This window comes from Lutibacter sp. (assembly GCF_033723435.1).
Lineage (GTDB): Bacteria > Bacteroidota > Bacteroidia > Flavobacteriales > Flavobacteriaceae > Lutibacter.
The window spans coordinates 56,887-83,430 of sequence record NZ_JAWVXC010000005.1 but is presented as its reverse complement, the minus strand read 5'-3'; the positions used below and the strand labels follow the sequence as shown (position 1 = coordinate 83,430).

24 protein-coding genes and 1 tRNA gene are annotated in these 26,544 nt (G+C 29.1%); 18 read left to right on the top strand and 7 right to left on the bottom strand.

Annotation, left to right across the window (positions count from 1 at the left end; all coding sequences use genetic code 11):
• Positions 1-76 precede the first annotated feature (76 nt).
• The 10 genes from R3342_RS09005 (at position 77) to R3342_RS08960 (ending at position 12,334) form a co-directional block, all read left to right on the top strand.
• Entirely contained in the window at positions 77-1,432 is a 1,356-nt protein-coding gene (locus tag R3342_RS09005; RefSeq protein ID WP_318939701.1) for a carboxypeptidase-like regulatory domain-containing protein, read from the top strand.
• Between the two features lie 118 nt (positions 1,433-1,550).
• On the top strand, positions 1,551-2,804 hold the full coding sequence (locus R3342_RS09000) for a peptidase U32 family protein (protein WP_318939700.1): 1,254 nt from the start codon (positions 1,551-1,553) through the stop codon (positions 2,802-2,804).
• Positions 2,805-3,035: a ferredoxin gene (locus R3342_RS08995; protein WP_318939699.1), complete on the top strand. Its 231-nt coding sequence runs from the start codon at positions 2,805-2,807 to the stop codon at positions 3,033-3,035.
• A gap of 108 nt (positions 3,036-3,143) precedes the next feature.
• The gene (locus R3342_RS08990; protein WP_318939698.1) at positions 3,144-4,385 is read left to right on the top strand and encodes a regulatory iron-sulfur-containing complex subunit RicT; all 1,242 of its coding nucleotides are present in this window, start codon (positions 3,144-3,146) and stop codon (positions 4,383-4,385) included.
• Positions 4,369-4,866, top strand: a complete 498-nt coding sequence (locus tag R3342_RS08985) for a gliding motility lipoprotein GldH (protein WP_318939697.1) — start codon at positions 4,369-4,371, stop codon at positions 4,864-4,866. The genes R3342_RS08990 and R3342_RS08985 overlap by 17 nt, the downstream gene beginning before the upstream one ends.
• On the top strand, positions 4,863-7,157 hold the full coding sequence (locus R3342_RS08980) for a transglycosylase domain-containing protein (RefSeq protein ID WP_318939696.1): 2,295 nt from the start codon (positions 4,863-4,865) through the stop codon (positions 7,155-7,157). Before R3342_RS08985 ends, R3342_RS08980 begins: the two co-directional genes overlap by 4 nt.
• Positions 7,158-7,163: 6 nt before the next feature.
• Entirely contained in the window at positions 7,164-8,984 is a 1,821-nt protein-coding gene (locus tag R3342_RS08975; protein WP_318939695.1) for an AMP-binding protein, read from the top strand.
• 9 nt (positions 8,985-8,993) lie between these two features.
• The gene (locus R3342_RS08970; RefSeq protein ID WP_318939694.1) at positions 8,994-9,755 is read left to right on the top strand and encodes an exodeoxyribonuclease III; all 762 of its coding nucleotides are present in this window, start codon (positions 8,994-8,996) and stop codon (positions 9,753-9,755) included.
• A 55-nt stretch (positions 9,756-9,810) separates the two neighbouring features.
• Positions 9,811-11,352: a lytic transglycosylase domain-containing protein gene (locus R3342_RS08965; RefSeq protein ID WP_318939693.1), complete on the top strand. Its 1,542-nt coding sequence runs from the start codon at positions 9,811-9,813 to the stop codon at positions 11,350-11,352.
• Positions 11,353-11,359: 7 nt separating this feature from the next.
• Positions 11,360-12,334 (top strand): DUF4837 family protein, encoded by a 975-nt coding sequence (locus R3342_RS08960; RefSeq protein WP_318939692.1) that lies wholly within the window; start codon positions 11,360-11,362, stop codon positions 12,332-12,334.
• Here the strand turns inward: R3342_RS08960 and R3342_RS08955 are convergent.
• Both R3342_RS08955 and R3342_RS08950 read right to left on the bottom strand, forming a co-directional pair.
• Positions 12,331-12,546 carry a DUF6515 family protein gene (locus R3342_RS08955; protein ID WP_318939691.1) on the bottom strand — a complete coding sequence of 72 codons (216 nt, stop codon included), beginning with the start codon at positions 12,544-12,546 and terminating at the stop codon, positions 12,331-12,333. The genes R3342_RS08960 and R3342_RS08955 overlap by 4 nt on opposite strands.
• A 49-nt stretch (positions 12,547-12,595) precedes the next feature.
• A complete protein-coding gene (locus R3342_RS08950) occupies positions 12,596-14,275 on the bottom strand; it encodes a glutamine--tRNA ligase/YqeY domain fusion protein (RefSeq protein ID WP_318939690.1) in 1,680 nt (559 codons plus the stop codon).
• A gap of 95 nt (positions 14,276-14,370) precedes the next feature.
• Between R3342_RS08950 and R3342_RS08945 the strand changes: the two genes are divergently transcribed.
• From R3342_RS08945 to R3342_RS08915, 7 genes are all read left to right on the top strand, one after another.
• On the top strand, positions 14,371-14,586 hold the full coding sequence (locus R3342_RS08945; protein WP_318939689.1) for a zinc ribbon domain-containing protein: 216 nt from the start codon (positions 14,371-14,373) through the stop codon (positions 14,584-14,586).
• Positions 14,587-14,949 carry a dihydroneopterin aldolase gene (gene folB, locus R3342_RS08940; protein ID WP_318939688.1) on the top strand — a complete coding sequence of 121 codons (363 nt, stop codon included), beginning with the start codon at positions 14,587-14,589 and terminating at the stop codon, positions 14,947-14,949.
• Positions 14,950-14,998: 49 nt separating this feature from the next.
• Positions 14,999-15,069 (top strand) — tRNA-Cys (locus R3342_RS08935).
• Positions 15,070-15,162: 93 nt separating this feature from the next.
• Complete coding sequence (locus R3342_RS08930; protein WP_318939687.1) at positions 15,163-16,023, top strand: MBL fold metallo-hydrolase; 861 nt, start codon at positions 15,163-15,165, stop codon at positions 16,021-16,023.
• A 12-nt stretch (positions 16,024-16,035) separates the two neighbouring features.
• Positions 16,036-17,685, top strand: coding sequence for a S8 family peptidase (locus R3342_RS08925; RefSeq protein WP_318939686.1), 1,650 nt, complete (start codon positions 16,036-16,038; stop codon positions 17,683-17,685).
• A 100-nt stretch (positions 17,686-17,785) separates the two neighbouring features.
• Positions 17,786-19,621, top strand: coding sequence for a M1 family metallopeptidase (locus tag R3342_RS08920; RefSeq protein WP_318939685.1), 1,836 nt, complete (start codon positions 17,786-17,788; stop codon positions 19,619-19,621).
• 177 nt (positions 19,622-19,798) lie between these two features.
• Positions 19,799-19,948, top strand: coding sequence for a hypothetical protein (locus R3342_RS08915; RefSeq protein ID WP_318939684.1), 150 nt, complete (start codon positions 19,799-19,801; stop codon positions 19,946-19,948).
• A gap of 7 nt (positions 19,949-19,955) precedes the next feature.
• Here the strand turns inward: R3342_RS08915 and R3342_RS08910 are convergent, their stop codons facing one another.
• The 5 genes from R3342_RS08910 to R3342_RS08890 all read right to left on the bottom strand — a co-directional run bounded on the left by R3342_RS08910 (position 19,956) and on the right by R3342_RS08890 (position 24,930).
• The gene (locus R3342_RS08910) at positions 19,956-20,864 is read right to left on the bottom strand and encodes an aldo/keto reductase (RefSeq protein WP_318939683.1); all 909 of its coding nucleotides are present in this window, start codon (positions 20,862-20,864) and stop codon (positions 19,956-19,958) included.
• 15 nt (positions 20,865-20,879) lie between these two features.
• The gene (locus R3342_RS08905) at positions 20,880-21,794 is read right to left on the bottom strand and encodes a glutaminase (RefSeq protein WP_413468707.1); all 915 of its coding nucleotides are present in this window, start codon (positions 21,792-21,794) and stop codon (positions 20,880-20,882) included.
• A gap of 89 nt (positions 21,795-21,883) precedes the next feature.
• Entirely contained in the window at positions 21,884-23,107 is a 1,224-nt protein-coding gene (locus R3342_RS08900) for a DUF6051 family protein (protein WP_318939681.1), read from the bottom strand.
• Positions 23,108-23,163: 56 nt separating this feature from the next.
• On the bottom strand, positions 23,164-23,841 hold the full coding sequence (locus tag R3342_RS08895; protein ID WP_318939680.1) for a LysE family translocator: 678 nt from the start codon (positions 23,839-23,841) through the stop codon (positions 23,164-23,166).
• Positions 23,842-23,874: 33 nt separating this feature from the next.
• Positions 23,875-24,930 (bottom strand): ferredoxin--NADP reductase, encoded by a 1,056-nt coding sequence (locus tag R3342_RS08890; protein WP_318939679.1) that lies wholly within the window; start codon positions 24,928-24,930, stop codon positions 23,875-23,877.
• Positions 24,931-25,059: 129 nt separating this feature from the next.
• Between R3342_RS08890 and R3342_RS08885 the strand changes: the two genes are divergently transcribed.
• A complete protein-coding gene (locus tag R3342_RS08885; protein ID WP_318939678.1) occupies positions 25,060-26,532 on the top strand; it encodes a DUF5687 family protein in 1,473 nt (490 codons plus the stop codon).
• The last annotated feature ends 12 nt before the right edge of the window (positions 26,533-26,544 follow it).

Genomic DNA, 26,544 nt, shown 5'->3' with positions numbered 1-26,544 from the left:
TGTTTGTTTTATTTAAAATTAGCTTTTAATTTAATTCGTTAGGTATAATTTTTGATGCTGTATTTAAAAATTAATTATGAGAAAACTTCTATTAGTTGCCCTCTTTTCGCTTTGCTCTTTTATTTCATTTTCTCAATATATTGAAGGAAAAGTTTTAGATGCCATAACTAATAAACCAATTCAAGGAGTTCACGTTTTTATGAAAGGTATAAATAGAGGAACTTTAACCAATGTAAAAGGAAATTATTATTTAAAATTTCCTGCTAGAATTGTAAAATCTGATGTTATTCAGTTTTCTCATATAGCATATAAAACCAAAGAAATTCCTTTTACTTCAAATAAAAAAAATTATTTAGTTTATCTATTTGAAGATGTAAATAAACTTAATGAAATTAAAATTTCAAAAAAAAGAAACTTAAAATCTAGTATATCTTTTAAAAAACTTTCTCCAATGAAAGTAGGATTGCATAATTTTGGATCTTTTTTAAATAATGGCAAAATTTATGTACTTGGAGGTGATGTTTCTTTTTATGAAGACGGTTTACGAAAAATAATGGATGAATCTCCTGATATGAGTTTTAATGAATTATTAGCAAAAGGAATACGAAATTCAAACTACTTCAGAGGCTATTCAAATAAATTTTTAATTTATGACATTAAAAGTGATACTTGGACAAAATCAAAATTAAAACTAAGAAAAAGAGCTTATAACAATTCAAATTTTTATAATAATAAAATATATGTTTTAGGAGGTAAAAATTTAGCAAGACATGGGCGTTATTTTAATGAATACTTAGATGATAAAATTGAAGTAATAGATTTAGAAAAAGAAACCGTAACTATTGATAACACAAATCCACATCAAGCAGTAAATTTTGCTTCTTTCACCTATAAGGATAATATTATAATTGTTGGCGGATCAATTAAATTAAAAAGGAATGGCGTTAAAGAATTTTCAAATAAAGTTCATTTATACAATATAAAAACAGGTTTATGGTACAATTTGGCAACTATGCCTGTAGCTAAAGAAGTTAACGGAGTTTTAATTGATAATACCATTTATTTAATAGGAGGTTTTAACAATAAACCATCAAGTTCTATGGAAACTTACAATATTAAAACTGGTAAATGGAAAAAAGAAGGCCAACTATTTAAAGGAATGGAAAGACCTGCAATAGCCCATAACGAAGAATTCATTTATATATATGACGATGGTAAAATTTATACCTACAATATAAAAACAAAAGAACTAAATGAATATTATATTAATTTGAATGAGAAATCAGCACATCTTTATTACTACAATAACAAATTGTATATTTTAGGTGGTTTTAAGTATACCAATTATTCTAAAGTACGTTCCGATGATCTTTTTAGCATTGACTTAAATGAATTTAACTTAACAAAAGTCATAAAATCAAAAACATTCTAAAATTCTTATTTAATTAAAGCAACTTTAACAAAGAATTCAATAATTTAAAAACATGATTATACCATTGAATTCCTATTAGTTATAAGAAATTATGTAGTTTTGCAAAAAATTAAAAAGAATGACTACTACTGGAAAAATAGAATTAATGGCTCCTGCCGGAAATTTTGAATCGTTACAAGCTGCATTAGATAACGGAGCTGATTCAGTTTATTTTGGTGTGGAACAATTAAATATGCGAGCTAGAGCATCTATAAATTTTACTATAGATGATTTACAGGAAATATCCAATAGATGTAAGGCTAAAAATGTTAGAACATATCTTACCTTAAATACTATAATTTACGATCACGATTTAACTATTGTTAAAACATTACTTCAAAAGGCAAAAGAAGCGGATATTACAGCAGTTATTGCGATGGATCAAGCAGTTATTGCTTCTGCAAAAGCTATTGGAATGGAAATACATATTTCTACTCAAATTAATATTACCAATATTGAAACGGTAAAATTTTATGCCATGTTTGCAGATACTATGGTTTTAAGTAGAGAATTAAGTTTACGTCAGGTTAAAAAAATCACTGAACAAATTGTAAAAGAAAATGTTTGTGGACCTTCAGGAAACTTAGTAGAAATTGAAATTTTTGGTCACGGAGCTTTATGTATGGCAGTTTCCGGAAAATGTTACATGAGTTTGCATAATCATAATTCATCAGCAAATAGAGGAGCTTGTAAACAAAATTGTAGAAAAAAATACACCGTTATAGATCAAGAAACTGGTGTTGAAATGGAACTGGATAACGAGTACATTATGTCGCCAAAAGATTTATGTACTATTGATTTTTTAGATCAAATTGTAGATGCTGGTGTAAAAGTTTTAAAAATTGAAGGAAGAGGTAGAGCTCCTGAATATGTTGCAAGAGTAATTAAAAGTTATAGAGATGCTATTGATAGTGTTGAAAACGGAACTTATAGTAAAGAAAAAGTAATTTCTTGGATGCAAGAACTAGAAAAAGTTTACAATCGTGGTTTTTGGAGTGGTTATTATTTAGGTCAAAAGCTAGGAGAATGGAGTAAAGGTTCTGGAAGTCATGCTACTCAAAAGAAAGTATATTTAGGAAAAGGAATGCATTATTTTCCTAAATCTAACATTGGCGAATTTAAAATTGAAGCCTACGATATAACTATTGGAGATACTATTTTAATTACAGGTCCAACAACCGGAGCTAAAGAAATGGAAGTAAGTGAAATGTTTGTAAATGATACAAAAGGAGAAAAAGCTCAAAAAGGAGATTCCGTAACTATTCCTTTAACATTTAGAATAAGGCCTTCTGACAAATTATATAAAATAGTTGAAAATAAAGTAGAAGCTTAAATGGTAATTATAACATTACAAAGAGCCAAATGTATTGGCTGTAATTATTGTGTAGAATTAGCTCCTTCTCAATTTCAAATGTCAAAAAAAGATGGAAAATCCGTTTTGCTTCATTCTAAAGAAAAAAAAGGTTTTTTTACAATTAAATCACCCGATGAAACAATTTTTGAGAATAGCCTAAAAGCTAAAGAAGCTTGTCCGGTTAAAATTATTGATGTAAAACAAGTGTAAAACCATATTTGAACGTTTTATAATTCTTAATTTTAATCCTATCTTTACAAATTAGTGAGCACTGAAAGTATCTTTCAGTTTAATAACACCAAATAAATATAAATAAATATGAGCTGTAATAATTGCTCTTCAACTATAAATAGTGTCCCAAAAGGATGTAAAAGTAACGGAAATTGTTCAACAGGAGGCTGTGAGAAATTAGCCGTTTTTGACTGGTTGGCAAACATGGCTTTACCAACAGGACAAAAACCTATGGATGTGTTTGAAGTACGTTTTAAAAACGGAAGAAAACATTTTTATCGAAATGTAGATAACTTAAAAATTACTATGGGCGATATTGTTGCCGTTGAAAGTAATCCCGGTCATGATATTGGCATTGTCTCTCTTGCTGGTGAATTAGTTAAAATACAACTTAAAAAAAAGGGCGTTAATTTAGAAAGCGAAGAAATAAAAAAAATATATAGGATTGCCACCCAAAAAGATATTGATATTTGGACCGCTGCACGAGAAAAAGAGTACAATACACAATACCGAGGAAGAGAAATAATAAGTAGATTAGGATTAAAAATGAAACTATCTGATGTTGAGTATCAGGGAGATGGAAATAAAGCTACTTTTTATTATACTGCGGATGAACGTGTAGATTTTAGGCAATTAATTAGAGATTTAGCAAGTGCTTTTAGCATACGTGTTGAAATGAAACAAGTAGGTTTGCGTCAGGAAGCTGCTAGGCTTGGAGGTGTTGGATCCTGTGGGAGAGAATTATGCTGTTCTACTTGGCTAACTGATTTACGAAAAGTAAATACCGCAGCGGCACGTTACCAACAATTATCTTTAAATCCTCAAAAATTAGCAGGACAATGTGGTAAATTAAAATGCTGTTTAAATTACGAGTTAGACACCTATTTAGATGCTCTTAAAGACTTCCCAAAACAAGATGTAGAACTAAAAACAGAAAAAGGAGTTGCTGTTTTTATTAAAATGGATATTTTTAAAAATTTGATTTGGTACACCTACAAAAATGACCGTAGTAAATGGTACAAATTAACTGTAGAGCAAACCAAAGAAATTATTGAACAAAACAAAAAAAATAAAACAGTAGCCTCTTTAGAAGATTTTGAAAATGAATTAATCGTAGAAAAAGTTAACACTTTTGAAAATGTAGTTGGTCAAGATAGTTTAACAAGATTTGATACTCCAAAAAGAAAAAAAAGAAAGAAGAAAAAACCTTCCAAAAATAATGCAGTAGCAACTAAAAATACTGTTTCTAGAGAAAATAAACCAAACATTAAAAGAAATTCTAAACGAAAACCACCAAGAAGAAAACCTAATAATGAAAAAAATGCTTAAGCAATTTAAAATTTATATAGTATTTTCCTTAGTGCTATTATCATGTAATTCAAAAACAGAATTTAGCGAATATAAAAGTCTACCAAACGAAACATGGTTTTTAAATAATAAAATTGTCTTTAATGTAGATAACACAGATACTATTTTTAATAAAAATGTGTTTCTTAATATAAGAAATACCAATAACTATCCATTTAGTTCATTGTTTTTAATTGCTAAAATTGAAACACCAGCTAAAAAGCAGATTATTGACACTTTAGAATATAAAATGGCAGACAATTTTGGAAATTGGTTAGGCTCTGGAATTTCTAATTTAAAAGAAAACAAGTTGATTTATAAACAAAATTATCATTTTTCAAAAAAAGGAAATTATACGTTTACCATTCAACAAGCAACACGTGGAAATAACGATATTGAAGGAAGTATGCCTTTAAAAGGTATTTCGGATGTTGGTTTAAGTATTGAAAAAATGAAAAAATGAAAAAAAAGAAAGTAACTACTAATCCATTTTCCACCTATATTAAATGGTTTTGGATACTAATTTTAGGAGGAACAGGTTCTATTATACTAATATTTTTATTAGCATCTTGGGGTGTTTTTGGCCCATTACCAACTTTTGAAGAATTAGAAAATCCTGAAAAAAACTTAGCTACTGAAGTAATTTCTCTTGACGGACAAACTTTAGGTAAATACGCATATGAAAATAGAACTCCTGTAAAATATAAAGACTTACCTCAAAACTTAGTTAATGCTTTAGTTGCAACTGAAGATGAACGTTTTTATGAACATTCAGGAATTGATTTTAAATCCAGTATTAGAGCAGTTGTAAAAATGGGCAGTGAAGGTGGTGGAAGTACTATTACACAACAATTAGCAAAACTTTTATTTCATGGAGAAGGCTCAAAAAACGTAGCAGAACGTATTTTACAAAAAATAAAAGAATATGTAATTGCTGTAGAATTAGAACGAGAATATACCAAGCAAGAAATTATAACCATGTACTTAAATAAGTACGATTTTTTAAACCAAGCAGTAGGTATTCGATCTGCATCTCGTATTTATTTTGGAAAAGAGCCTAAAGAACTAACCATTCCAGAATCTGCAATGCTAGTTGGAATGCTAAAAAATGCTTCGTTATTTAACCCTTTAAGAGAATCCAGAAAAAAATTAGTTAAAAAACGTAGAAATGTGGTGTTACACCAAATGGCTAAAAATGATTTCATAACGGAAAAACAAAAAGATTCACTTCAAAAAACAGACTTAGGATTAAACGTTAATAGAGAAGGTCATAGTGATGGTCATGCTACTTATTTTAGAGAATATTTGCGTGATTTTATGAAAAATTGGATTAAAAATAATCCAAAACCTGATGGAACTTTTTACAATTTACATCGTGATGGACTTAAAATTTATGTAACCATAGATTCTCGTATGCAAACCTATGCAGAAGAAGCTATGAAAGAACATATGGCAAATTTGCAACGAGTCTTTTTTAAAGAACAAAAACACAATAAAACAGCTCCTTTTTATGATTTAGACAAACATCAAATTGCCAACACCATGCTTCAAGCTATGAAACGATCTAATCGTTGGCATCGCATGAAAAAACAAGGAAAATCCGAAAAAGAAATACTAGCTTCATTTAATGAAAAAGTAAAAATGAGTGTATTTTCTTGGAAAGGAGATAAAGATACTATTATGACTCCAAAGGATTCTATCCGCTATTATAAGTATTTTTTAAGAGCGGGCTTATTATCTATTGAACCACAAACAGGTTATATAAAAGCTTGGGTTGGAGGTATTAATTATAAACATTTTCAATTTGATGCTGTAAAACAACAAAAACGTCAAGTTGGTTCTACTTTTAAACCGTTTGTTTATGCATCGGCAATCAATCAATTAAAATTATCACCTTGTTATAAATTACCAAATACTTTATACACTATTCCTAAAGAAAAATATGGAATGCCAGAAGATTGGACTCCAAAAAATGCAAGTGATGAATATGGCGGAGAACTAACTCTTAAAGATGCTTTAGCAAATTCTGTAAATGTGATAACTGCAAAATTAATTGATATGGTTAACCCAAAAACCGTAGTTAATTTAGCTAAAAGTGCAGGTATTACAAGTAAAATTCCTGAAGTTCCTGCTATAGCTTTAGGAACTGTAGATTTATCGCTATATGAAATGGTTGGAGCTTATACCACGTTTGCGAATAAAGGTTTACGAATTGCTCCAATGATGTTAGTTAAAATTGAAGATAAAAATGGAACCGTTTTAGAACGGTTTATTCCAAAATCAAAAGAGGTTTTAAGTGAAGAATCTGCATATGTAGTTATAAAATTACTGGAAGGTGTTACCGAATCGGGCTCAGGTGTTCGTCTACGAAGCAAATGGGGTAAATATCCTGATAATGTTTCTACAGGCTATCCATATGAATTTACCAATCCAATAGCTGGTAAAACAGGAACCACACAAAACCAATCGGATGGTTGGTTTATGGGAATGGTGCCGAATTTAGCTACTGGAGTTTGGGTTGGAGGTGAAGATCGTTCTATACATTTTGCAGGAATAGATAAAGGTCAAGGAGCAACCATGGCTTTACCTATTTGGGCTTTGTATTATAAAAAGTTGTATGCGGATAAAGATTTACATGTTAGTCAGGATGACTTTAAAAAACCAGAAAAATTAACCATTCAAGTAGATTGTGATAAAAACACAGATAAAGATAATCCTGACGAAAAAAGTGTTGATGATAATCCTGAATTTTAATTATTTATGAATTTTAAACCTGATTGGAATCCAACCAAAGAAATTATTAAAAACAGCAACATTTTTAAAATGATGCAAAAATTTGGGTTTGATAACTATCCAAATTTTTGGAAATGGTCTATTTCGCATAAAGAAACTTTTTGGAAAGAAACCCTTCAAAATTTAAATATTCATTTAAATAAAAATTATACTTCCATTTTAGATATCTCAAAAGGAGTTGAAAATGCAGAATGGCTTAAAAATGCAAAATTAAATATTGTAGATTCATGTTTTCAGAATGAAAATAATGCTACTGCTATTGTTTTTCAAAAAGAAGGAGGAGAGATTGAAAAAATTTCTCAAAAAGAGCTTTTAAATTTAACCAATAAAATAGCTAACAGTTTATTAAAATTAGGTTTAAAAAAAGGAGATAAAATAGCAATTTATATGCCAATGACTGTGGAAGCAGTTGCTATTTATTTAGCAGGAATAAAAGCCAGAATGCCTATAGTTACTATTGCAGATAGTTTTACTCCAAACGAGATTGCTATCCGATTAAAAATAACAGAACCAAAGATTGTTTTTACACAAGACGTAATTTCTAGAGCTGGTAAAAAACTTCCATTATTTAAAAAAGTAGTTGAAGCTAATGCGCCACAAGCCATAATTTTAAAAATTTCAGAAGAAACAATTGAAACTAGAGAAAACGATGTTTATTGGAGTGATTTTTTAACTGAAAATAAAGAGTTTGAATCGGTTGTTCAAAATCCTGAAGATATTATAACCATATTATTTTCATCAGGAACTACAGGAGAACCAAAAGCAATTCCGTGGACACACACCACTCCAATAAAAAGCGCTAGTGATGGCTACTATCACCATGATATTCAAGCAAATAATGTAGTTTGCTGGCCAACAAATTTAGGCTGGATGATGGGGCCTTGGTTAGTTTTTGCCACACTTATAAATAAAGCAACTATCGCTTTATATTATGGAGCTCCTATGGGAGAAGAGTTTGGAGAATTTGTACAAAACGCCAAGGTTACTATGTTAGGTGTTATTCCAAGTTTTGTAAAATATTGGAAAAGCAGTAAATGCATGGAAAAATATAATTGGAATACTATTAAATGTTTTAGTTCTACTGGAGAAGTATCCAATCCTGAAGAAATGAAATACTTAATGCAGTTAGCTAATAATAAACCTGTTATAGAATATTGTGGAGGAACCGAAATTGGTGGTGGTTATGTTACAAGTTCTATAGTTCAGCCAAATTTTGCTAGTACATTTTCAACACAAGCATTAGGTGGAAATTTTGTTTTATTAGATGAAAATCATCAACAATCAACAAAAGGTGAAGTATTTATAATTCCTCCTGTTATGGGATTATCAACTAAACTTTTAAATCGAAATCATTTTAAAGTGTATTATGAAAATACACCTGATTTTGGAGGAAAAGTGTTAAGACGTCATGGAGATCAAATGGAAGAATTACCAAATGGGTATTTCCAAGCTCAAGGACGAGTTGATGATGCTATGAATTTAGGCGGAATAAAAGTTAGTTCTACACAAATTGAAGCGGTAATTAACAAATTACCTTTTGTAAAAGAATCCGCCGCAATTGCCGCATCTCCAAAAGGAGGAGGTCCAAGTTTTTTAGTAGTTTATTATGTGGAAAACAAAAGCGATTTTTCAAATGAGGAAAGATTTAATAAAGCTAAAAATAAAATTAGAAAAGAATTAAATCCTCTTTTTAAATTAGTGGATTTAATTAAAATAGATATATTGCCTAGAACAGCATCCAATAAAGTGATGCGTAGAAAATTAAGAAATTTATACGAACAAAACTAAGTACAATTTGTGAAAATAATATCCTACAACGTAAACGGAATTAGAGCAGCCTTAAAAAAAGGATTTATAGAATGGTTAACCTCAGCAAACCCAGATATTATTTGCTTACAGGAAACAAAAGCACATAAAGAACAATTAGATATAGACGTGTTTGAAAAAGCAGGATATATTTATAATTATTGGTTTTCCGCTCAAAAAAAAGGGTATAGTAGTGTTGCTATTTTATCAAAGCACAAACCCAATCATGTGGAATACGGAACAGGAATTGAATCCATGGATTTTGAAGGAAGAAACCTTCGAATAGATTTTGATAATTTTTCTTTAATGAGTTTATATTTACCTTCTGGAACAAATGATGCCAGACTAGATTTTAAATTAAATTACATGGCTGAATTTCAAGAATATGTAAATGAGTTAAAAAACAATATTCCAAATTTAATTATATGTGGCGATTATAATATTTGTCATACCGAAATTGATATTCATAACCCTGTTCAAAATAAAAACACTTCAGGTTTTTTACCTGTAGAAAGAGAGTGGTTAGGTAAATTTATTGATAGTGGGTTTATAGACTCTTTTAGGTATTTGAATAAAGAGCCTCATAATTATACTTGGTGGAGCTATCGAGCAAATGCAAGAAATAATAATAAAGGATGGCGAATAGATTATCATATGGTTAGTGAACCAATGAAAGACAGAATTAAAAGAGCCTATATTTTGCCTGAAGCAAAACATTCTGACCATTGTCCAATTGTTGTTGAAATAGATTAAGTGATAATAGTTACCTCTTGAAAAGGTAACTTTGTAGAAATTTGAAATGATTAAAATGAAACAACTAGTATATATTCTTTTATTATGTTTTTTTTATAACGGTTTTTCCCAAGAGAAAAAAGACACGATTAAGCTTCAAAAAATTGAAGATTTAAAACAAATATCTTCAAAAAACGACACTATTTTTAAGCAACCAAAAGATTCATTAACTTTTACAAAAGATACTATTGCTGATAAAATAGATAGTTTATGGTTACACCATTTAGTAAATTCACCATTAAATGACACCATTAAATATGTATTAACTGGCGATAAAATGGTGGTTTCTGATTTAGTTGAATTACCTACAGACACTTTAAAAAAACGTCTAAAAATTTTAGATGCAAAGTCTCCCTTTCATATTGAGTATAATCCGCAACTAGAATCTATAATTAAAACCTATTTAAAACGTAGAAAAGCAACTTTTTCAAAATTATTAGAAAGAGCACGTTATTATTTTCCTTTATTTGAAGAAAAATTAAGTAAATATGATATTCCTCTTGAGGTAAAATATTTGGCAATTGTAGAATCGGCTTTAAAACCAAGAGCTCGTTCAAGGGTAGGCGCTGCAGGGTTATGGCAATTTATGTATCAAACTGGTAAACAATATAACTTAAATGTTAGTTCGTATGTTGATGAGCGTTACGATCCTTATAGAGCTACAGAAGCAGCCTGTAAATATCTAAAAGATTTACATCAAATTTTTGGAGATTGGGATTTAGCTTTAGCAGCATATAATTCAGGACCAGGAAATGTTTCCAAAGCTATTAGAAGATCTGGCGGAAGTACTAATTATTGGAATATCCGTCACAATTTACCTATGGAAACTGCAGGTTACTTACCTGCTTTTTATGCCACTTTATATATTTTTGAATATGCTAATGAACATCATATTGAAGCTAAAAAAACTGCTTTAGCCAAGTTTGAAACAGATACTGTTCAAGTAAAACGATTATTAACTTTTGCTCAAATTAGTCAAACAGTTGGTGTTGATATTAAAATACTTCAATTTTTAAATCCAGAATACAAATTAGATATAATTCCATACGTAAAGGGTAAAAATTACACGTTAACGCTACCTATTAAATATATTGGAAAATTTGTAAGTAACGAACGTCAAATATATACGTTAGCTAAACTTGATGACGCCAAAAGAGAAAAACCTTTACCTAAATACTTTGAAATGAATCAACGTATTAGATACAGAGTTAGAAGTGGAGATTTTTTAGGTAAAATAGCAAATAGATATGGTGTTTCTGTAAGAAGTATAAAAAAATGGAATCGTTTAAAAAGTACTCGATTAAGAATAGGGCAACGGTTAACTATTTATCCTAAAAGATTACCCGGAGTTTCAAGATCTAAAATCACAAAAAAACACACCAAAAAATCAACACCAAAAGGTAAGTATCAAATTTATACCGTTAAAAATGGAGATTCATTATGGTTAATCGCTAAAAAGTTTTCTAATGTTTCTGTTCAAAATATTAAAGATTGGAACAATATTTGGAGTGTTAAAAGTTTAAAACCAGGAACTAAGTTAAAAATATATAATCTTTAGAAAAAAAATGAAAAAATTAGCAGTATTATTTACCATTTTTACACTTTTAATTTCCTGTAGTACAGGGAATAATAAAATTGTTCTTCAAGAATCAAATGGAAGAATGAACCACCTTCTTATTGTAATGAAAAATAGTGAGTGGAAAGGAAATGTAGGAGATGCAATTAGAAAAATACTAACAGAACCTGTAGTTGGATTACCTCAACCTGAACCTTTATTTGATATTACACAAGTTCCTGAAGATAATTTTGGGTCGATGTTTAAAGCTGTTAGAAACGTTTTAAAACTTGGAATCGCAGATAGAAATTCATTTAACATAGCTACCAATGTATATGCTGATCCACAAAAAATTATAACTGTTACAGGAAAAACAAAAGCAGATTTAATAGCTGAAATTAAAAAAAACAGCAAATCTATTATTAGTACTTTTAAAAAAGCAGATATTCATTTAGTACAAAATAAGATTATTAAAAAATATTATAATATTGCTAATATTGCTACATTTAAAAAACATGGTTACAGTTTAAAGATCCCTAAATCATATAATAAAGTAGAAGATAATGGAGATTTTATTTGGTATAGATATCATTTAGCAGGTGGAAATAGTATGGAGTTAATTTCTTACACTTATCCTATTAAATCTGATAATGATATAAATGGAAATAATGTAGTGGAAAAAAGAGATAGTATTGGTAAAAAATATATTCCTGGAGCTATTAAAAATTCATATATGATTACTGAAGCTGCTTATACACCACATATGTTTCAAACAAAACTAGCAGGTTTACCTGCTATTGAAACAAGAGGTAAATGGGAAGTTAAAGGTGTTTATATGGCTGGTCCTTTTTTAAATTATTCGGTAATTGACAAAAAAAATAATAGAGTAATTGTAGTTGAAGGCTTTACTTTTGCACCATCTATAAATAAACGTGATTATATGTTTGAGTTAGAAGCTATTTTAAAAACGCTAAAAATTAATTAAACTCTAACAACTACATACCCTCTTGTTGTTTTTCTGTGGTAAACACCATTCCACTTATAATATCTATGTCCTTTAATATAAACGACTTTATGTATTCGTGGCAACCTTTTAACAACAATAATATTATTTGGCGTTGCCCTTACTGTAGTTACACAAGATGTTAAAGTAAATGAAAAAAATAATGTTATTAAAAATACTATTGCGGTTCTCATAACTTAATCCTTTAAGATTTGTTATAAGACTAAGTAAAATTAAAATGGTTTAATTATCCTTTTTCGCCCAACTGTCTCGTAAAGGAACCGTCCTGTTGAAAACTAAACGATTTTCCGTAGAATCTTTATCTACACAAAAATATCCTAAACGTTGAAATTGAAATCTATCTAATACTTTAGCTGTTTTTAAACTTGGCTCAACATAAGCATTAATTATTTGCAATGAATTTGGATTTATAAACTCTTTAAAATCTACATCTTTATGTCCGTCAGGAGCTTCATCAGTAAATAATCTGTCGTATAATCGAACTTCTGCTTTTACTGCATGTTTAATGGAAACCCAATGCAAAGTTCCCTTTACTTTACGTTTACTAGCTTCTGAACCGCTTCCACTTCTACTATCTTCATCATATGTACAATGAATTTCAGTAACTTCTCCATTTTCATCTTTTATGCAGCTTTCCGCTTTTATAATGTATGCATTTTTTAATCTGACTTCTTTTCCTAATTTTAAACGGAAGAATTTTTTATTAGCTTCTTCTCTAAAATCTTCTTTTTCAATATATAATTCCCTGCTAAAAGGAACTTCTCTGAAACCAGCATTTTCATCTTCTTGATTATTTTCTGCTTGTAACCACTCTTCTTTTCCTTCTGGATAATTGGTAATAACTACTTTTACAGGATTTAAAACGGCCATTACTCTCGGCGCAGTTTTGTTTAAATCATCTTTAATACAATGTTCTAATAAAGCAACATCTGTTACGTTTTCACGTTTTGAAATACCCGCAGTATCACTAAAAGTTCGTATAGATTCTGGAGTATAGCCTCTTCTTCTTAAGCCTGAAATTGTTGGCATTCGTGGATCATCCCAACCTGATACAATTTTTTCTTCTACTAATTGTAATAATTTACGTTTGCTCATTACAGTGTAACTCAAATTACGACGTGCAAATTCTCGTTGTTTTGGACGTAATTTTTTTGAATCGTACACTTGATCAACATACCAATCGTACAAATCTCTATGACTTTTAAATTCTAAAGTACAGATAGAATGAGATACTTGCTCTATATAATCCGATTCGCCATGAGTCCAATCATACATTGGGTAAATGCACCAATCATTCCCAGTTCTGTGATGTTCTTTTTTAAGAATTCTATACATAATTGGGTCGCGCATATGCATATTGGTATGTTTCATATCAATTTTAGCTCGCAACACATGAGAACCTTCTTCAAACTCGCCATTTTTCATTCTTAAAAACAGTGCTAGATTTTCTTCAATAGATCTATTTCTGTTTGGACTATCCGTTCCTGGTTCAGTTGGTGTCCCTTTTTGAATAGCCATTTCTTGAGAAGTTTGGTTATCAACATAAGCTTTACCTTCTTTAATTAACTCTATCGTCCAATCAAATAATTGTTGAAAATAATTTGAAGAATATAATTCTTTATCCCATTTAAAGCCTAGCCATTCAATATCATGTTTAATAGAATCTACATACTCTTGTTCTTCTTTTGCCGGATTTGTATCATCAAATCGTAAATTTACAGGTGCATTGTATTTTAAACCTAATCCAAAGTTTAAACAAATAGAAGCTGCATGACCAATATGTAAATATCCATTTGGTTCTGGCGGAAATCTAAACCTTAGTTTATCTTTTGGCAAGCCATTAGCTAAATCTTCTTCAATAATTTGCTCGATAAAATTTAGCGATTTTTTTTCTTCACTCATAATACAAATCTTAAAGTCACAAAATTATCGATTTTTTTCGTCAATACAACTACAAAAAAAGAGCCTTATCACTATATTTGACAAAAATAAAGTTTATGAATACAAAACCATTAAGTTACACTTGCCCAAAATGCGGAAATAAAACCTATAAAATTGGGCAAATGCGTGCAACTGGGGGATTTTTATCTAAAATATTTGATGTACAAACTGAAAAATATACTTCAATAACTTGTAGTAATTGTACTTATACAGAATTTTACAAGGCATCTACAAAAGCATTAAGTAATATTTTCGACTTTTTCACCAACTAAATGGGTACTATAAAAATTAAAAATATTCGAATTTACGCCTATCATGGTTGTTTAATTGAAGAAGGTAAAATTGGCTCTGATTACAGAGTAGATTTAAGTGTGAAAGCTGATTTAACAAAATCTGCCATAACAGATGATTTAGGCGATACGGTAGATTATGTTCATTTAAATAAAATTGTAAAAACAGAAATGGCTATTCGATCCAAATTATTAGAGGAAGTAGCAAAAAGAGTTTTAGATAAAATTTTTGAAGAAATACCTATAGTTAAAAAAGCAACTGTTGCTATTTCAAAACTAAATCCACCTATTGGGGGTAATGTTGCCATGGTTACCATAGAAATGAGTAAAGAAAGAAAAGCTTAAAAAATACTTGGTAACTTATTAAAAATAGTTAATTTTGCAATCCAATAATGGCGTCGTGGCCGAGTGGCTAGGCAGAGGTCTGCAAAACCTTGTACAGCGGTTCGAATCCGCTCGACGCCTCTTCAAAACCTAAGCAAATGCTTAGGTTTTTTGTTTTCTTTAACATATTATTACTTATAAAATGATGTATATTTGTAATAATATAGACTTTATATGAAAATATACCCTATTGAAACAGGAAATTTTAAGCTAGATGGTGGTGCAATGTTTGGAGTTGTACCCAAAGTTTTATGGCAAAAAACCAATCCTGCAGACAACAACAATTTAATTGATATGAGCATGCGTTGTATGCTTATTGAAGATGGTAATCGACTTATTTTAATTGATACAGGAGTTGGGAACAAACAGTCCGATAAATTTTTTAGCTACTATTATTTATTTGGCGATTTTTCGTTAGACACCTCTTTAGCTAAATATGGATTTCATAGAGATGATATTACCGATGTATTTTTAACGCATTTGCATTTTGATCATTGTGGTGGAAGTATTCAATGGAATAAAAATAAAACTGGATACGAGCCTGCGTTTAAAAATGCTAAATTTTGGAGTAATAAAAACCATTGGAAATGGGCTACAGAACCTAATCCAAGAGAAAAAGCTTCGTTTTTAAAAGAAAATATAAATCCTATGGAATCTAGCGGACAGTTAAATTTTATAGATGTCCCTGTTGGAAATTTTGCAACAAAAACAGAACTAGGATTTGATATTCTTTTTGCTGATGGACATACGGATAAACAAATGATTCCGCATATTCAATACCAAGATAAAACCATAGTTTTTGCAGCAGATTTATTACCTACTGCCGGACATATACCTTTACCATATGTAATGGGTTACGATACACGTCCGTTATTAACTATGGATGAAAAAGCTGCATTTTTAAACAAAGCTGCAGATAATAACTATTATTTATTTTTAGAACACGATGCTGTAAATGAATTGTGTACCGTAAAACATACCGAAAAAGGTGTGAGATTAAATCAAACTTATAAATTCAATCAAATATTTAATTAAAATAGATCCAAAATGAGAATATTTAAACCCATGTACGTAGCAGTTGTAGCAACATTAACACTTGCAAGTTGCGCTTCTGTAAAAAATTTAGCAGTTCCTACCATGGATACCGCTGTTAATGCAACCGCAAAAAAAGGTGTTGTTAGTGAAAAACAATTTGATAATTGGGCTCATGCCGATTTAGTTACAGATTCTATTCCTGGAATGAGTGTAACTAAAGCATACAAATTTTTAGAAGGAAAAAAATCACAAACCGTACTTGTTGCAGTTATAGATTCAGGAATTGATATTAACCATGAAGATTTAAAAGATGAAGTTTGGACAAATCCAAATGAAATAGCTGGTAACGGAATTGACGATGATAAAAACGGTTATATTGATGATATTCATGGATGGAATTTTTTAGGCGGCAATGGCGTTTCAGCTCCAGAGCAACTAGAAATTACAAGATTATACGCTAAAATTAAACCTCTATTTGAAGGAAAAACAGAAGCAGATATTACCGAAAGTGAAAAACCAGCTTATGAAAAGTATTTAAAATACAAAAAAGCTTATGAAGCTTCTTCTGAAAGACATTTTAAAACAATGGCTCGTTTAAAACAAATTGGTGAAAATATTGCTGCTGTAAAAAAATTCTTAGGAAAAGATAATTTCACTATAGAAGATTTACAAGCAATTAAAACCGATGATAAAAAATTACAAGCTCAAGTAGGTGATGTTTTAGGATTATATAGCAGAGGTTTAGATGAAAAAGCATATTTAGAATTTTATGCCACACAAAAAGCAAATAAAAACTGGGATTTAAACTTTAATGGAAGAAAAATAGTAGGAGATAATCCTGAAGATATTAACGATACAAACTATGGTAATGGTAATGTTATAGGTTCAACGAAAACAGAATCTCACGGAACTCATGTTTCAGGAATTATTTTAGCAACACGTAATAACGGTATTGGATTAAATGGCGTTGCTAATAATGCTAAACTAATGGTAGTTAGGGCAGTTCCAGACGGAGATGAAAGAGATAAAGATGTAGCATTAGCTATTAGATATGCTGTAGATAACGGAGCAAAAGTTATTAATATGAGTTTTGGAAAAAGTTGGTCTCCAAATCGTAATTGGGTTTTTGATGCTATAAAATATGCAGCAAAACATGATGTATTATTAGTTCACGCTGCTGGAAATGATAATAAAGATATTGATGTTAAAAATAACTGGCCAAACGATTCTGAAGATCATATCAATGAAATTTCAGATAACATGATTACTGTTGGTGCAATGAGCATTAATTATGATGAAAATTTACCAGCAACTTTCTCTAACTACGGACAAAAAAATGTAGATGTATTTGCTCCTGGAGTTCAAATTTATTCTACCGTTCCTGAAAATAAATATGCAAAATACAGCGGAACATCAATGGCTTCTCCAGAAGTTGCAGGTGTAGCTACTTTAATTAGAGAATACTATCCTCAATTATCCGCAAGCCAAGTAAAACATATCCTTATGAATTCTGCTACAAAAGTAAATATGGAGGTTCTCCAACCAGCTAACAGAGGTAGTGATCCAAAAATGGTTAACTTCTCTTCACTTTCTGTTACAGGTGGTGTAGTAAATGCATACAACGCTTTAGTTTTAGCTGACAAAATGGTTAACAAAAAATAAAAACTTATAATTTTCTGTTAAAAAACGCACTCCTAGGAGTGCGTTTTTTTCTTTTAAAGAAGTTATATCTATATTGCAACTCTGACAAAATAAATATCCCATGAAAAAACTATTTACTTTTTTATTTTTAAGCGCTGTTTTTTTAGCAACCGCTCAAAATAACACTTCTTATTGGCAACAACATGTTAATTATACTATGGATGTTGATATGAATGTGGAAAATTACCAATACACAGGAACTCAAAAATTAGTGTATACCAACAATTCTCCAAATGAATTACATCAAGTGTTTTATCATTTATTTTACAATGCATTTCAACCAGGAAGCGAAATGGATATTAGATTACAAAATATAGCCGATCCTGATCCAAGAATGGTAACCAATGTTGGCACTAAAGAAAATCCAAAATACGAAAGTAGAATAGCTAAATTAAAACCAAGTGAAATAGGATATTTAAAAGTTATTACCTTAAAACAAAACGGAAAACCTGTAAAATTTAAAACTGTTGGAACTGTTTTACAAGTAGTTTTAAACGAACCTATAAAACCAGGAGAAAAAACAACTTTTGATATGACTTTTAAAGGACAAGTACCCGTTCATATTAGAAGAGCAGGTAGAAATAATAACGATGGCGTTGCACTTTCTATGGGACAATGGTATCCAAAATTAGCAGAATACGATTACCAAGGTTGGCATGCTGATCCGTATATTGCTCGTGAGTTTTTTGGAGTTTGGGGCAATTATGATGTTACGCTTCATATTGATAAAAAATATACTATTGGAGGTACAGGTAATCTACAAAACCCTCAAGAAGTTGGACACGGTTATCAAGATGAAAATCTAAAATTAAAAGTTCCTAAAGGGAAAAAATTAGCTTGGCATTTTAAAGCTATAAATGTACACGATTATACTTGGGCTGCTGATCCAAACTATCAACATGATGTAGTTAAAACAAACACAGGAACTACGCTTCATTTTTTATATAAAAACGATAAAAAATTTGCTAAAGCTTGGAAAGAAATACAGCCATATACGGTTAAAGCATTAAACTATTACAATAAAAACATAGGTAAATATCCATACAAACAATACTCTGTAATTCAAGGTGGAGATGGTGGAATGGAATATCCAATGTGTACTTTAATTACAGGAGGAGAAACTTTAAATAGTATTTTAGGAACCATGTTTCACGAATTTGGTCATGAGTGGTTTCAATTTATGTTAGCAACAAATGAAAGTGAACATTCATGGATGGATGAAGGATTTACTACTTATATTTCTACCCTAGCTTCTAATGAAATTACTAAAGGAATTAAAGATGAATTTTCACCAAAAAACTATAGAGGCTATTTTTATGTAGTAAAAAATGGATTAGATGAACCGCTAACTACGCACGCTGACCGATTTAATACCAATGTCATGTTTAGCGTAGGAAGCTATACAAAAGGAAGCATGTTGTTGGCTCAATTAAATTATATTATTGGTAAAGAAAATTTAAAAAATACAATAAAAAAATACTTTGCAGATTTTCATCTAAAACACCCAACTCCAAATGATTTTATTAGAACAGCCGAAAAAGTTTCTGGATTGCAATTAGGTTGGTATTTAAATGAATGGATAGAAACTACGCATACTATTGATTATGCAATTACCAATGTAGAAAATAAGACCATAACTTTATCTAGAATAGGGAAAATGCCTATGCCTGTTGATGTTACGGTTACTTATACAGATGGAAGTTCTGAAAATTTTACTATTCCGCTTAGAATGATGTATGGACATAAACCTACTAATAATACTATTTTAAAAGATTGGGCCTGGGCTATTCCAACCTATACTTTTGAAGTTTCTAAAAATATTAAATCTGTAGTAATTGATAAATCACAAATTATGGCAGATGTTAATCGAAATAATAATGTATTTCCAAATGAATAATAATATTTAACGAGTCTTGTTTAAAAATAAAATGCGTGTTTTTTTAAATAAATGGTAAGTTTTTTTAAATAAATGGATATTTTATTTGTTTTTCTAAAAAATAGATTGTAGTTTTATATCAAAATTTAGAATTTTATATTCTATAGTTAAGAATTATCAACCCCAAATTCTTATATTATGAGAACAATATCTATTTCAGAATTTACAAGTACGGACGCTGTTCTTAGTTTTGCTGAAAAAAATTACAAAACTTACGTGCAGCATTATCGCTCAAGAAACTTGGAGCCAATGCCTTTAAAAGAGTTTTTAAAAAATTACATTAGTTAATTAAAATTTAAGGTAATTCATTTCCTAATGATGCCACATAAATTTTTAACCATTGCTCTGCATTCATTTTTAAGTCTAAAGCGTTAACCGCATTCTGTAAACGATTAATTTTATGAGTTCCAACTATTGGAATTATATTAGAAGGATGGCTAAGTAACCAGCTATAAATTACTATATCTAAACTTTTTACGTAGAGTTCATCTGCAACTTCCTGTAACGCTAAAAATATTCTATTTCCTTTTGTAGTATTTGGCTGAAGTAAATTTCCTCCTGCTAAAGGAGACCATGCTAAAGGTTTTATATTATTCGTTAAAAAATAATCAATATTTTCATTAATAAAATGTTCTAAATTATATGGTGAAATTTCAACTTGGTTAGTTACTAAAGGCTCTTCAACAAATTTATTTAGCATTTCAAATTGAGTTTTATTAAAATTAGAAACTCCAAAATGCAATACTTTTCCTTGCTTTTTTAGATAAGAAAATGCTTCGGCAACTTCCGCTGGATTAAAATATGGAGATGGCCTGTGCAACAATAACAAATCAATATAATCAGTATTAAAATTTTTAAGTGAATTTTCTACCGATTCTACAATATGTTTAAAGCTATAATCGTACGATTTTAATTTTCTTTCCGGATATTTTTTAGAAAGCAGTTTAATTCCACATTTTGTAATTATTTCAATTTTATTACGTAATCCTTTTTTTAGTTTTAACGCATCTCCAAATAATTGTTCGCAAGTATAATCTCCATAAATATCGGCATGATCAAAAGTAGTAATTCCAAGATCAATTGTTTGCTGAGTTAAATCTAACAATTCATTATTAGTTAATTTCCAATCTGCCAAACGCCAATGACCTTGAATTATGTTAGAAACTTCAAAATTATTATTAAGTTTTACTTTATTTATTGCCATAATTTAAATTAAATTTTAAAAAATAGATGTTTCTGTTTCTGTAGTAAATAGTTCTAAAAATTTAAGTCCTTTTTTAGAGTTTCCTTTTTCATTTAACTCAGGACTCCAAACTACAATGCTATAATTATTTGGGTAAATAGCAACTATACCTCCACCAACACCACTTTTACCTGGTAAACCAACTTTAAACGAAAAATCACCTGCTTCGTCATAAAACCCACAAAGCTGCATTATTGCATTAACACGTTTTGCCTTGCTTGTACTTAATACTCGTTCATTAGTAAAAATATTAACACCGTAATTAGCTAAAAATAAAAACGTTTCGGAAAGCTCTTTACAAGTCATTTCAATAGAACATAAATAAAAATAAAAATCCATTACTTCATTAACATCATTTTTAATATTTCCAAAGGATTTCATTAAGTTAATTAATGCTGCATTTCTAAAACTTGTAGATTTTTCTGATTCAGCAATACGAGCCGAATAATTAATACTCTTGTTATTTGAAAGGCTTTTAACAAATGCCAAAAATTCTTTTTTTGGATTTTTAAGATGACTTATTAAAACATCAGAAATTACTAATGCTCCTGAATTTATTAACGGATTTCGTGGAATTCCATTATTATTTTCTAGTTGTACAAAAGAATTAAACGGCGTTTCGGAAGGTTCAACTCCTACTCTATTCCAAAGATTTTCACCTTCCATTTTATAAGCTAAAACTAATGCTAAAACTTTTGAAATACTTTGTATTGAAAATTTTTCATTAGCATCGCCAAACTCAAAATGTTCTTGGTTTAAATTTGTTAAATGAACACCAAATTTATTAGGATTCACTTTACATAACTCAGGAATATAATCTGCAATTTTTCCTGGGGAAACGGTAGTTTCAACTTCTGAAGCAATTTCAGAAAATAACGTATTATAATTTATTTTGGCATTCATTTTTTATTAAAATGTATTATTAATTAGTTGGTAAACTAAATACCAAAATTACTTTATTTATAGTTAAGTATTTAAAATTATTTATTGAAAAATGAAGTTACTTTATCAAAAACTAAATTAAAGTTTTCGTTTACCAAATTTTGGTCAGCTACCTTTAACGGAAATGGATTTTCGTGTGTATAATTGTAATTAAAATCCATTAAATCTACTTTTATATTAATATTTCTAAAAGCGCCTTGAAGTGTATTCATAACTTCAAAAGGAGGAATTACAAAATCCTTTTGTAAAGCTATGGCATAAATTTGATGTTCTACTTTTTTAAACAAATCTTCTCTAAACTTTCGCTTTTTTTGATATTCAAGCATTGCATTAAAAACTTCTCCTTCAATATGATCTTCTTCTATATAATGATGTAATAATTTATCTTTTTCTAAAAACTTATTAAAATGCTCGGCCAAATACGCATATAAAGCAATATTAGCTTCGCTATCTAATATAAATTTTGAAACTGGTGAAATTCTATTTACTACTGCTCCACTGCAAAATAAACAAAGTTTAGAGTTAGTAAAATAATTTTTGTAGTTAGAAAGTTTTAAAATTTCGGCTAGTAAACCACCAATAGAATACGCAAAAATATTAAAGCTAAAATCTTTGTCTATTAACGGATGTTTATTGCTTTTACAATTTTCAATAAACTGAATTACATCATAATAGGTTTGTAAACCAGACCAAATCATTCGTTGTGGCATTGCGTGTAATCGCATACTAATAGCAACATTTGATAACGATGAGTTTACAACATTTGGGAACCTTAGTTTTCGCTGTTCACTTAGCTCAAACATCTTTCTTTTTTCACTCCAACTTAAAGGTGCTCGATCCATGTGAAATGCTATAGGAAAAAATACAATAGCACTATTGGTTTTTTCGCAAATAGCTTTACCCCAAGGAAGATATTTTTCCCAATTTTTTTCGTTTAATCCATGAAAAAGAAAAGTAACTTTTTTTATTTTTTCAGTACCCGATGGTTTTAAAATATAATAACTAAACTGTTGATTTTCTTTAACAAACACATCTTTAATATGTACTCCAGATTCGATAGTTCCTATATCATTAAAATAAGAAATGGTATCTTCAAAAGTTAATTGGTGTTTTTCGCAAAAATAACTTTTGTTACCTGATAATAAGTTATGAGAGTTTGAAGTAAAAGGAAGTTTATGAATTTCAATTTCATCAATTTTAATTTTATTTTGATTAGATGCTAAACCTTCTTTTAACTTGATATAGCAATTTTGATAATCCATAATTCAAGAATTATTTATGATTTTATTAAAAACTTTATAACGAATTTAAAAAATAACTATTCTTCTACATTTTCTATAACGTGATTAAAAAGTTGATTTTCTTTTGGAATAAATCCTTTTAAAATTAAAACCATTCCAAAAATCATTAATAAAATTCCCATTGTACGCTTTATTTTATAAGCAACATATGGAGTTAGCTTCTTTTTAAGCTGTTTTGCTAATAAAATTTTACCAACATCAGTAACTAAATAACTAACTATAATTAATCCAAAATAATCAAATATTTTATTAGGATTCATTTGTAAATTAGTTCCAATAACTACAATCATACCAAGCCAAAAAGCCAAAACTCCAACATTAATAAAGTTTAATAAAAATCCTTTTAAAAATAATTTTAAATAATTGGATTTAACAGGTAAATTAATGGTTTTATCATCTGCTAATTTTTTTTGCCTTTTATCTAAATAGGTTATGAGACCATAAACCACCAGAATAAATCCTCCAATAAAAAATAATCGAGGATCATCTTTTATTTGCTCTAATAAACTTCTACTTCCAAAATAAGCTATAAGAATAAAGGTGACATCACCTAAAATTACTCCTAAATCAAAAACAAAAGCGGCTCTAAAACCTTTAATTATACTTGTTTGTATAAGCATAAAAAAAACAGGACCAATCATAAAAGCTAAGAAAAAGCCAATAAGTAAAGCGTCTTTTATTTCGTAGAATGTCATAACTATTTAAAAAGTGAAAATAATGTTTATTTGTTAAACATTATCATAATCTACTGTTATTTTTTTACTAGTTGGATGCGCTTGACAAGTTAAAACAATGCCATCCTTAATTTCAGAATCTGTTAAAATAGTATTCTTTTCCATAACTGCACTTCCTTCGGTTATTTTCGCCATACAACTACTACAGATTCCTCCCTGGCAAGAATACGGAGCGTCAATTCCTTCTTTTAAAGCAGCTGTTAAAATGGTGTTTTTGGTTTCCATGGTAAAAGTAGTTTCTTCATCATCTACCAAAACGGTTATTTCGCAACTACCTTCAAAACTTTTTAAAGGTTTAGTATTTGTGGAACTTGGAGTTATAAATAATTCAAAATGAATATTATTTTCATCTAAACCATTTTCTAACAAAATTTCTTTAGAGTTTTCAATCATAGTTTCTGGTCCACATAAATAAGCTGCATCAAAAACCTGATCTTTGAATCTATTTTTTAAAGCATAATTTAAATTTCCTTTATCAATTCTTCCAAACAAAGCATTTGGAACTCCTTCTCTACTAAACACGTATTGTATAAAAAATTGATTGGAATATTGATTTTGTAATTGCTCTATTTCGTTTTTAAAAATAGTATCTGCTTGTGTTTTATTACCGTAAATAAGTGTAAATGTACTATTTGGTTCTTCAGTTAGCACGGCTTTAATCATAGCCATTATTGGTGTAATTCCACTACCAGCAGCAATACCTAAATAATTATTACTATTATTTTTTGAGGTTTCAACTAAAAATTTTCCTTCAGGTTTAGTCACTTCTAATGCGTCACCTTCTTTTAAATTAGTGCAAGCAAATACAGAAAAAAGCCCGTTATCCACTGCTTTAATTGCAATTCTTAATTGGTTACTAGTTGGAGAAGAGCAAATAGAATAAGCTCGTCTAACTTCTTCGCCATTAATTTCTGTTTTAACTGTAACATATTGACCTGCAATAAATTTAAATTCTTCTTTTAAATTGGAAGGAATTTCAAATAAAACTGATACTGCTTTTTCCGTTTCCTTTTTTATTTCTTTAATCGTAAGCTTATGAAATTTTGACATTGTTATATTTTTAAAGTGCAAAAATAAACAAACTAGTTTTGAAAATTAATATAATTCGTGCTATTACTTGTAACAAAATCAATTAAATTTATACCCATAAATTGCTAATTACCCTTAATCAAACCAAAAATGATACAAAAATTTTTAAGTTTAGAATGGAAACAGTTTTTTAGAGCATCTTATTTTCAAAAAGGAATTGCTATAAAAATTATTTTAGTATTCGCCGTTCTATATTTTGGTAGTGCTGCTTTATTTTTAGGAACAGGCTTGTTCTTTATATTAAAAAAAGCAATACCAGAGTCCGATCCTATAGTTATTGTAAACAACTTTATTGTTTTTTGGTTTTTGTTTGATTTGGTGTTGCGATTTTTTATGCAACAATTGCCTGTAATGAATATTAAACCTTTAATGACTGTACCAATTAAAAAAAAGAGCATAATTCATTATTTATTAGGTAAAACAACTATTTCGTTTTTCAACTTTTTACCAATGTTTTTATTTTTACCTTTTAGTATTGTGCTACTAGTTAAAAATTATCCTCCTTCACATGTAATTCCTTGGTTTTTAGCGATACTTTTTTTAACCTATTCTGTAAATTTTATTAATTTTTTAGTAAATAAAATTGATGCTGTTTTTTATGGATTACTTTCTGTGTTAATTGTATTTATTGCTTTAGAATTTTTTAACATCTTTCAAATTTCAAAACCAATTGGTTTAGCGTTTAATGCTTTATACAATCATCCAATTTTAGTTATTGTTCCTGCTTTGTTATTAGTTGGATTATATTATTGGAATTTTAATTATATAAAAAGTGATTTTTATGTAGATGGAAAAGTTTCAAAAAAAGTTAAAGAAGCTAAAACTACAGATTTGTCGTGGATGAATAGATTTGGAAGTGTTGCTCCATTTTTAAAAAACGATGTAAAACTAATTTGGAGAAATGCACGACCAAGACAAGTAATGTTAATGTCCTTTCTATTTTTGTTTTACGGACTAATATTTTATACGCAACCAGCCTATCAAAAAATGCCTGCCTTTTTAGCATTTGCTTCTATGTTTGTAACAGGTGGTTTTTTATTGTCTTTTGGTCAATTAGTTCCTTCTTGGGATAGCGAATATTACAAGTTGTTAATGAGTCAAAACATTCCGTATAAAAAATATTTAGAATCTAAATGGTATTTAATGGTTGTTGCGGTTGCAATTTCCTTTATTTTAAGTACTCCATATTTATATTTTGGATGGAAAATTTTTGGAATGATTGCTGCCGGAGCACTTTTTAATATTGGCTTAAATTCTTTTATAACTCTATTTGGAGGCGCTTTAAACAGAGTGCCAATTGAGTTAAATGTAAAGGCAAAAGCATTTAGTAATACTAACGGATTTAATCCAACTCAAATGTTAATTGCATTACCAAAATTAGCTTTGCCAATGTTGTTATTTTATATTCCTTATAAATTCTTCAATTTTAATGCAGGACTTTTAGTGCTTGGTTTAAGCGGTGTTTTAGGAATTGTTTTTAAAAACTTCTTTTTAAATAAAATTGAAAGTATTTATCAAAAAGGAAAATATAAAACTATAGCAGCATACAACGAAAAAAAATAAGTCACTTAAAAA